The organism is Erythrobacter donghaensis, from assembly GCF_001557325.1.
GTDB classification, from domain to species: Bacteria; Pseudomonadota; Alphaproteobacteria; order Sphingomonadales; family Sphingomonadaceae; genus Erythrobacter; species Erythrobacter donghaensis_B.
The window spans coordinates 1-5,045 of record NZ_LSJS01000029.1 but is presented as its reverse complement, the minus strand read 5'-3'; the positions used below and the strand labels follow the sequence as shown (position 1 = coordinate 5,045).

The following is a 5,045-nucleotide window of genomic DNA, read 5'->3' as shown; positions in this document are numbered from 1 at the left end:
TCCTCTCCCTCGGTAGAGGGGGACCATGCGCAGCATGGTGGAGGGGCAGGTGCCGCCATCGAAAACCCCGACTGTCCGGATCATCCGCAAGTGCCACTCCACCCCGCCGTCTACGCGGCGCGGTCCCCCTCTACCGAGGGAGAGGATTACTCGTCTCGATCCGCGCCCTTCGCCGAATCGCTCAGCGCCTTGCTCTCCTTCTTGAGCGGGCGCGAGACCGGGCAGACTTCCTGCACATAGCCGTTGAGCGTGTTGGCGAGGTTCTCGCGCACCAGCCGGTAGTGCACGAACTGCCCGCGCTTCTCGCTGGCCACCAGCCCCGCGTTCTCCAGCACCGAGAGATGCTGCGAGACCGCGGGCTTGGAGATGTCGAATCGCTCCGCGATCTGACCCGCGGTCAGCTCGGATTCCGACAGATAGGCCAGGATCTTGCGGCGCACCGTCGAGGCGAGGGCTTCGAACACTTTCTGCATGGGGCCTTCATGTAAGGGCTTGCTTAAATGCTTTCCAGTGCTATCGAGTAATTAAGTGATGCATTAATTATCTACAGGATGGAGAGCTCGATGACGCGCGACCGCTGCGAGGTGAACTGGATCGCCCCCACCCCCGGCGCCGATGCGGTGCATGGGCAGGTGCGCTGGGATCCGGCGATGAGCCTGTGGAACGGCGGCATGCTGCTCGCCGCGCTCGGCCTTGCGCCGTTCTTCACCACGCCGGCTGCCGTCGTCACCGGGATCGGCCTTACCGGCGCGGTGCTGCTGCTCGGCCATTCGGTCGGCTTTCACCGTCTGCTGATCCACGGCAGCTTTCGCACCTTTCCCGCCTTGCGCGGCTTCCTGATCTGGTGCGGCACCGTGGCGGGGATGAACGGGCCGATCGGGATCGTGAAGGCGCATGACCTGCGCGACTGGGGCCAGCGCCAAAGCGACTGCCACGATTACCTCGCCAACCGCCGACCGATGCTGATCGATGCCTACTGGCTGATGCATTGCCGGCTCGAACTCGACCAACCGCCGCGCTTCGACGTCAGTGCGCTCGAGGCCTCGCCCTTCCTGCGCTGGCTGGAGCGGACGTGGATGCTCCAGCAGCTGCCGGTCGCGGGTGTGCTCTATCTTCTGGGCGGCTGGCCCTTCGTGGTGTGGGGCGTGTTCGTGCGGATCACGCTGACGGTGCACGGCCATTTCCTCGTCGGCCACCTCGCGCACAGACGAGGCCCGCAGCACTGGCAGGTCGCGGACGCCGGGGTGCAGGCGCATGACGTGCCCTGGGCCGGGCTCCTCACCATGGGCGAGGCATGGCACAACAATCATCACGCCTACCCCGGCAGCGCGCGCATCGGACTGCACAAGGGGCAGAGCGACTGGGGCTACGCTTTCATCCACCTGCTCGAGCGCATGGGCCTCGCCTGGGACGTGTGCCTCCCCGCCGATATGCCCGGGCGCGCGGGCAAGCTGGTGCGCGTCTAGAGCGCGATGGCAAAAAGTGGGAACCGGTTGTTGTCAAAGATCGCGCGACAACAGAAATTTAGATCACCCCCGCCATGATCAGCGCAGCGGCGACCGACAGGCCGAGCAGGGTCAGCAGCGTGATGATCGTGCCGATGAAGCGCCCCTTGAGCAGCGCCCCGCCATCCATCCCGAAGCCGTGACCGATGCGGCCGGCGAAATAGACCGCCGCAACCACGCCCAGCCACCAGCTGCCCTTGCCCGACAGCTCGATTGCCACGATCAGCGCGAGGACGAAGGGGGTGTATTCGACATAATTCGCCTGCGCCCGCATCCGGCGCTGGATCGCCTCGTTGCCGCCATCGCCGAGATAGACCCCGGCAGCGCTGCGCGCGGCGTTGATCCGCAGCGCCAGCCAGATATTGAGGATGCCTGCCGCAGCGGCGGCGGCGAGCGTCACGGGCAGGGCGGTCATGAGGCGATCCCTTCACTATTGCCATGCCGTGCTAGGCCGCGCCGAGCCTGCTTGCAACGCGCGAATTTTTCGCTATAGCGCGCCGCTTCCCGCCGCTGCTGGCCAAGGAATGCGCGCAAGTCTCGTGCTTGTGTGCGCACTCTCCTTGCCGTAAGGGCGGCCTTCGAGAATCGCAGGCGCCGGTGGCGCGAACGCATAGTTATTTGAGGAAATGGTGCCGCCATGGCTGTCCCCAAGAGAAAAGTATCGCCCTCCCGTCGCGGCATGCGTCGCTCGCACGATGCGCTCAAGGTCGAGGCATTCCACGAATGCTCGAACTGCGGCGAGTTGAAGCGCCCGCACAACATCTGCGGCCACTGCGGCCACTACAACGGGCGTCAGGTCGTCGCCGTCGGCTAAGCCGGTGGCCCTCACGATAGACCGGAGAAAAGCACGATGAGCCTGCCCCGTATCGCGGTCGATGCGATGGGCGGCGATGAAGGCGTGCGCGTCATGGTCGAAGGCGCGGCGCTGGCCCGCCGCGATCATGACAAGTTCAAGTTCCTGCTGGTGGGCGATCAGGCGCGGATCGAAGCCGCGCTCGAGAACCACCCGAACCTGCGGGCGGCCTCCGAAATCCTGCATTGCGACGACGTGGTGGGCGGGGACGAGCTGCCCAGCAAGGCGATCCGCCGCGCCAAGACCACCTCGATGGGGCTCGCCGTCAACGCGGTGAAGACCGGCGATGCCGGCGCTGCGGTCAGCGCGGGCAACACCGGCGCGCTGATGGCAATGAGCAAGCTCGCCTTGCGCACCATGCCCGGGATCGATCGTCCCGCGCTCGCCGCGATCATGCCGACCCTGCAATCGCACGACGTGGTGATGCTCGACCTCGGGGCCAACACCGAGGCCGACGCGCGCAATCTCGTGCAATATGCGGTGATGGGCGCGGCCTATTCGCGGATCGTCAACGGCTTCGACAAGCCGGTCGTCCGCCTGCTCAACATTGGCACCGAAGAGATCAAGGGCACCGAGGAGCTGCGCGATGCCGCCGCGATGCTCACCGCCGCCTCGGCCGACGGCGGGCTCGCGCTCCAGTTCGACGGCTTCGTCGAAAGCGACAAGATCAACCGCGGGGAGACCCATGTGGTCGTCACCGACGGCTTTTCGGGCAATATCGCATTGAAGGCGATCGAGGGTTCGGCGCGCTTCGTCACCGATCTGCTTCGGCAGGCCTTCACCTCCTCGCTGCGTTCGAAGATCGGTTTTCTGGTCTCGCGCCCGGCGACCGAATTGCTCAAGCACCATCTCGATCCGAACAACCACAATGGCGCGGTCTTCCTTGGTTTGAACGGCGTGGTGGTCAAGAGCCATGGCAGCGCCAACGCCAAGGGTGTCGCCCATGCCGTGGCGGTGACCGCGCGGCTGCTCGAGAACAAGCTGACCGAACGGATCGCGCAGGACCTCTCGCGGCTGGGCGAGGGCACGCTGCGCCAGAGCGCGCCGGCTCCGACGCTCAAGGACAGCGAGGCGCCCCTGTGAACCAAGGGCGCGTGAGCGGTTCGCGCGTGCTCGGCACCGGCTCGGCGCTGCCCCGGCGGGTGGTGACAAACGCGGAACTGGCCGAGACGGTCGACACCTCGGACGAATGGATCGTCGCGCGCACCGGGATCCGTCAGCGCCACATCGCGGGAGAGGGCGAGACCACCGCCAGCCTCGCCATCGCCGCCGCGCGCGCGGCGCTGGAGGATGCAGGCGTCGAGGCCGCCTCGATCGGCCTGATCGTGCTCGCCACAGCCACCCCCGACAACACCTTCCCCGCTACCGCCACCAAGGTGCAGGCCGCGCTGGGCTGCCAGGGCGGAGTCGCCTTCGATATCGGCGCGGTGTGCTCGGGCTTCCTCTATGCGCTCGCCACCGCCGATTCGCTGCTGCGTACGGGCATGGCCCGCCGCGCGCTGGTGATCGGTGCGGAGACCTTCAGCCGCATTCTCGACTGGCAGGACCGCACCACCTGCGTGCTGTTCGGCGACGGGGCGGGCGCGGTGGTGCTGGAGGCGCCTTCGGGCGAAGGGGACTCGGGCATCCTCGGCACCAGGCTGCACGCCGACGGCGACCAGCACGATCTGCTCTACGTCGATGGCGGGCCCTCGACCACGCAGACGGTCGGCCACGTCCGCATGCGCGGGCCCGAGGTGTTCCGCCACGCGGTCGTCAACCTCGCCGATGTCCTGAAGGAAGTGCTTGAGGAAACAGGCGTTTCGGTCAGCGAAATCGATTGGGTCGTGCCGCATCAGGCCAATGCCCGGATCCTCGATGCGACCGCGCGCAAGCTCGGCCTAGCGCCCGAAAAGGTGGTGGTGACGGTGCAGGATCACGCCAACACCTCGGCCGCCTCGGTGCCGCTCGCGCTCGATGTCGCGCGCAAGGATGGGCGGATCAAACCGGGCGATCTGGTGATGCTCGAAGCGATGGGCGGCGGTTTCACTTGGGGCGCGAGCCTGATCCGGATGTGAGACCGGGCGGGCGCGCCTGTCCCTTTTGCTAACGCCTGTGCGAAAAACACAACAATTCGCATGGCATCGCTTTGCAATCGTGCCGAAAATCCGTAAACACCTGCCACCTTCAATCGGGTCGCGCCGCGAAGGAGAATTCGCATGATGCGTTCGGTTGGCACTTTGACCCGCGCCGATCTGGCGGAAACCATCAACCGCAAGATGGGTTTCAGCCGCGCGGAATCGCTCGATCTGGTCGAAGCGATTCTGGCCAAGATGAGCGACGCGCTCGCCAGGGGTGAGAACGTCAAGATTTCCGGCTTTGGCAGCTTCGTGCTGCGCGACAAGAACGAACGGATCGGCCGCAATCCCAAGACCGGGATCGAAGTGCCGATCACTCCGCGCCGGGTGATGACCTTCCGTGCCAGCCAGCTGCTCAAGGAACGGATTGCCCAAGGTTAACCACAAGAGGTGAGGCCAGATGACCGCATTCGATGACGGCAAGGACGAGGGCGCGCTGCGCACCATCGGCGAAGTCAGCGAGGCGCTGGGCATCCGGCCTCACGTGCTGCGGTACTGGGAAGCGCAGTTCCCGCTCTTGAAGCCGCTGAAGCGCTGTCTCTTATACACATCTCCGAGCCCACGAGACAA

Annotated in this window: 8 protein-coding genes; 6 read left to right on the top strand and 2 right to left on the bottom strand. The window is 66.0% G+C overall.

Annotated elements, in window-relative coordinates:
- Nucleotides 1-146: 146 nt before the first annotated feature.
- Nucleotides 147-473, bottom strand: coding sequence for a metalloregulator ArsR/SmtB family transcription factor (locus AX692_RS00560; RefSeq protein WP_073974338.1), 327 nt, complete (start codon nucleotides 471-473; stop codon nucleotides 147-149).
- 90 nt (nucleotides 474-563) lie between these two features.
- Between AX692_RS00560 and AX692_RS00555 the strand changes: the two genes are divergently transcribed.
- Entirely contained in the window at nucleotides 564-1,466 is a 903-nt protein-coding gene (locus AX692_RS00555; RefSeq protein ID WP_073974342.1) for an acyl-CoA desaturase, read from the top strand.
- A 58-nt stretch (nucleotides 1,467-1,524) separates the two neighbouring features.
- On the opposite strand, the gene AX692_RS00550 is transcribed toward AX692_RS00555, so the two are convergent.
- Nucleotides 1,525-1,920 carry an MAPEG family protein gene (locus AX692_RS00550; RefSeq protein WP_073974337.1) on the bottom strand — a complete coding sequence of 132 codons (396 nt, stop codon included), beginning with the start codon at nucleotides 1,918-1,920 and terminating at the stop codon, nucleotides 1,525-1,527.
- A 222-nt stretch (nucleotides 1,921-2,142) separates the two neighbouring features.
- Between AX692_RS00550 and rpmF the strand changes: the two genes are divergently transcribed.
- From rpmF to AX692_RS18620, 5 genes are all read left to right on the top strand, one after another.
- Nucleotides 2,143-2,319, top strand: coding sequence for a 50S ribosomal protein L32 (gene rpmF / locus AX692_RS00545; protein WP_026092120.1), 177 nt, complete (start codon nucleotides 2,143-2,145; stop codon nucleotides 2,317-2,319).
- A gap of 36 nt (nucleotides 2,320-2,355) precedes the next feature.
- The gene (gene plsX, locus AX692_RS00540) at nucleotides 2,356-3,441 is read left to right on the top strand and encodes a phosphate acyltransferase PlsX (protein WP_073974336.1); all 1,086 of its coding nucleotides are present in this window, start codon (nucleotides 2,356-2,358) and stop codon (nucleotides 3,439-3,441) included.
- A gap of 11 nt (nucleotides 3,442-3,452) precedes the next feature.
- Nucleotides 3,453-4,415: a beta-ketoacyl-ACP synthase III gene (locus tag AX692_RS00535; RefSeq protein WP_073974341.1), complete on the top strand. Its 963-nt coding sequence runs from the start codon at nucleotides 3,453-3,455 to the stop codon at nucleotides 4,413-4,415.
- A 141-nt stretch (nucleotides 4,416-4,556) separates the two neighbouring features.
- Entirely contained in the window at nucleotides 4,557-4,856 is a 300-nt protein-coding gene (locus AX692_RS00530) for an integration host factor subunit alpha (RefSeq protein WP_196490132.1), read from the top strand.
- Between the two features lie 19 nt (nucleotides 4,857-4,875).
- A partial coding sequence (locus tag AX692_RS18620) for a MerR family DNA-binding transcriptional regulator (protein WP_155646234.1) occupies nucleotides 4,876-5,045 on the top strand: 170 nt, incomplete at its 3' end.

Bases quoted from the DNA above. Each gene is read 5' to 3' on its own strand.
- AX692_RS00560 (WP_073974338.1), bottom strand. From the start codon at position 473: ATGCAGAAAGTGTTCGAAGCCCTCGCCTCGACGGTGCGCCGCAAGATC.
- AX692_RS00555 (WP_073974342.1), top strand. From the start codon at position 564: ATGACGCGCGACCGCTGCGAGGTGAACTGGATCGCCCCCACCCCCGGC.
- AX692_RS00550 (WP_073974337.1), bottom strand. From the start codon at position 1,920: ATGACCGCCCTGCCCGTGACGCTCGCCGCCGCCGCTGCGGCAGGCATC.
- rpmF (WP_026092120.1), top strand. From the start codon at position 2,143: ATGGCTGTCCCCAAGAGAAAAGTATCGCCCTCCCGTCGCGGCATGCGT.
- plsX (WP_073974336.1), top strand. From the start codon at position 2,356: ATGAGCCTGCCCCGTATCGCGGTCGATGCGATGGGCGGCGATGAAGGC.
- AX692_RS00530 (WP_196490132.1), top strand. From the start codon at position 4,557: ATGATGCGTTCGGTTGGCACTTTGACCCGCGCCGATCTGGCGGAAACC.